The sequence below is a fragment of the Pseudooctadecabacter sp. genome, from assembly GCF_020627745.1.
Classification (GTDB): Bacteria; Pseudomonadota; Alphaproteobacteria; order Rhodobacterales; family Rhodobacteraceae; genus Octadecabacter.
Genome location: NZ_JAHDGE010000063.1, coordinates 1 through 2,132, shown reverse-complemented (window position 1 = coordinate 2,132; position 2,132 = coordinate 1). Strand labels below are relative to the sequence as shown.

The 2,132-nt window shown below is 62.0% G+C and carries 3 protein-coding genes; all 3 read right to left on the bottom strand.

All coding sequences use genetic code 11. The features are described 5' to 3' along the window. Window positions 1-96: 96 nt before the first annotated feature. Genes QZ653_RS14585 through QZ653_RS14575 form a run of 3 tightly spaced genes read right to left on the bottom strand, consistent with a single transcriptional unit; the run spans window position 97 to window position 2,008 of the window. Window positions 97-573, bottom strand: a complete 477-nt coding sequence (locus QZ653_RS14585; protein WP_296421192.1) for a DUF2948 family protein — start codon at window positions 571-573, stop codon at window positions 97-99. Beyond that, window positions 570-1,841 (bottom strand): UDP-N-acetylglucosamine 1-carboxyvinyltransferase, encoded by a 1,272-nt coding sequence (gene murA / locus QZ653_RS14580; RefSeq protein WP_296421191.1) that lies wholly within the window; start codon window positions 1,839-1,841, stop codon window positions 570-572. The genes QZ653_RS14585 and murA overlap by 4 nt, the downstream gene beginning before the upstream one ends. A gap of 5 nt (window positions 1,842-1,846) precedes the next feature. Next, entirely contained in the window at window positions 1,847-2,008 is a 162-nt protein-coding gene (locus tag QZ653_RS14575; protein WP_296421189.1) for a hypothetical protein, read from the bottom strand. Window positions 2,009-2,132: the final 124 nt, after the last annotated feature.

Here is a 2,132-nt window from a genome sequence, read left to right as displayed (position 1 = left end):
GGTGCCCCGCCTTTCAGGGGGTTCAAAATTACGTGAATGGGGGGCGGCCGGGCCGCCCGCCTGCGGATCGGATTTGGCGACGCCAAATTCGAAACCCTATTCGGGATGGTCCGGCTTGGCGCGCGAGGGCGCCACATAAGGCCGTGTCACGTCCTTCAACACGACCTCCAGCGCCTCAACCTCGACACGGATAGCGCCGTCTCCGGCCAGTGTCAGCTCCACAAACCCTGCCCCGTCCTCGGCGGCATGAAAGACCACTGTGAGGACAGACAACACCATCTCCGCATCTTTCGGATCGACGCCTTGGGTCTGCACGCGGATCACATCCTCGATCATCAAAACCGACTGGACCCGCTCATAATCCCGGCTCCGCGCCTCGGCCTTGGGTGCGTCTTCCCAGCGAAAGCGGTTCAGCAACACCGCAAACCGCCGTCCCTTGCGGTCCCATTTGACCTCAGACGCCGGAAACACCGCATCCTGAACCAGCCCCGACAGTATGCCGAGGTCGTCGGCATCCAGAGCCTTCAGGCGCAGCGGCTTTTCCGCGCCGTCCTCAAAGGTTGCGTCACTCATGATCCGGGCACCCGTTCAATGTCGGCGCCCACGCCGCCCAGTTTGCCCGCCACGTCTTCATAGCCGCGATCAAGGTGGTAGACGCGGTTCACCTGCGTCTCTCCTTCGGCGCGCAGGCCCGCCAAAATCAACGACACCGAGGCGCGCAAATCCGTGGCCATCACGGGCGCGCCCTTCATGCGGTCCACTCCGGTGACTGTGGCGGTGCCACCGTGCACCTCGATATCCGCGCCCATGCGCACCAGTTCCGGCGCGTGCATAAAGCGGTTCTCGAAAATCTTTTCCTCCAGCACAGACGTGCCGTCCGCAAAACACAGCATCGCCATCATCTGCGCCTGCAAATCCGTCGGGAAACCGGGGAACGGCTCTGTGGTGACATCCACCGCATGGGGGCGATCCCCGCGCAACTTCACCTTCAGACCGGCCTTGGTTTCTTGCACATCCACGCCCGCCGCATCCAGTTTTTCCGCAAAAGACGCAACCAGCGACATGCGCCCGCCCAGACATTCAACCTCGCCCCCCGCGATCACCGGGGCCAGCATATAGGTGCCCAGCTCAATCCGGTCGGTGACGACGGGGTGGGTCGCACCGTGCAGCCGGTCGACCCCTTGGATGGTGATCGACGATGTCCCGTCGCCCTCAATCTGTGCGCCCATTTTGCGCAGACAGGTCGCCAGATCGACGATCTCTGGCTCACGCGCGGCGTTGTTGATCACGGTCGTGCCCTTGGCCAAGGTCGCGGCCATCATGATGTTTTCGGTCGCCCCGACAGAAGCAAACGGGAAATCAATCACCGCCCCCTTCAACTTGCCGCCATCTGCTTTGGCATGCAGGTAACCATCCTTCAGATCAATCTCGGCGCCCATCTTGGCCAGACCGTCGGTGTGAATGTCCATCGGACGCGCACCAATGGCACAGCCGCCGGGCAGCGACACAATCGCATGGCCCTCACGTGCCAGCAAAGGCCCCAGCACCAGATTGGACGCGCGCATCTTGCGCACGATGTCATAGTCAGCGGTGGTGTTGATCGCGCCGTGACACGACATGGTCTGCACCTTGCCATCTTGCAGCGACGAAATCTCGGCGCCCAAGGATTCCAACAGCAACGTCATCGTTTTGATGTCACTCAACCGTGGCGTATTGGTCAGCGTCAGTGGCTCGTCACTCAGCAAGGTGGCGGGCATCAAGGTCAGTGCGGCGTTCTTGGCACCCGCAATCTCGATCTGGCCTGACAGCGGTTTGCCGCCCCGTACAACGATGGAATCCATGCCTGTTACTCTTTCTTATCTGCGGCGTCTTCGCCTGTCTTTGGCGCGGCGTGCGCCTGTGCTTTCTGTCTGGCTTGCGCCTTACGGCGTCCCAGGTTTGCCTTCAGCGCGGCCTTCAACCGGTCCTCGCGGGATTGGCCAGCCGTGGGGGTCGTTTTCCTGCTCATGTCGCTTGTTACCCCAGCGCGCAAAAACCGTCCAGAGAGGGCTTGCATGGACGCCCATTTGCGTCTAATCCCCGCGCCACGGTCGCTGCCGTAGCTCAGAGGTAGAGCACTCCCTTGGTAAGGG

Coding starts and splice junctions, on each gene's coding strand:
- QZ653_RS14575 (WP_296421189.1), bottom strand. CDS start 2,008: ATGAGCAGGAAAACGACCCCCACGGCTGGCCAATCCCGCGAGGACCGG.
- murA (WP_296421191.1), bottom strand. CDS start 1,841: ATGGATTCCATCGTTGTACGGGGCGGCAAACCGCTGTCAGGCCAGATC.
- QZ653_RS14585 (WP_296421192.1), bottom strand. CDS start 573: ATGAGTGACGCAACCTTTGAGGACGGCGCGGAAAAGCCGCTGCGCCTG.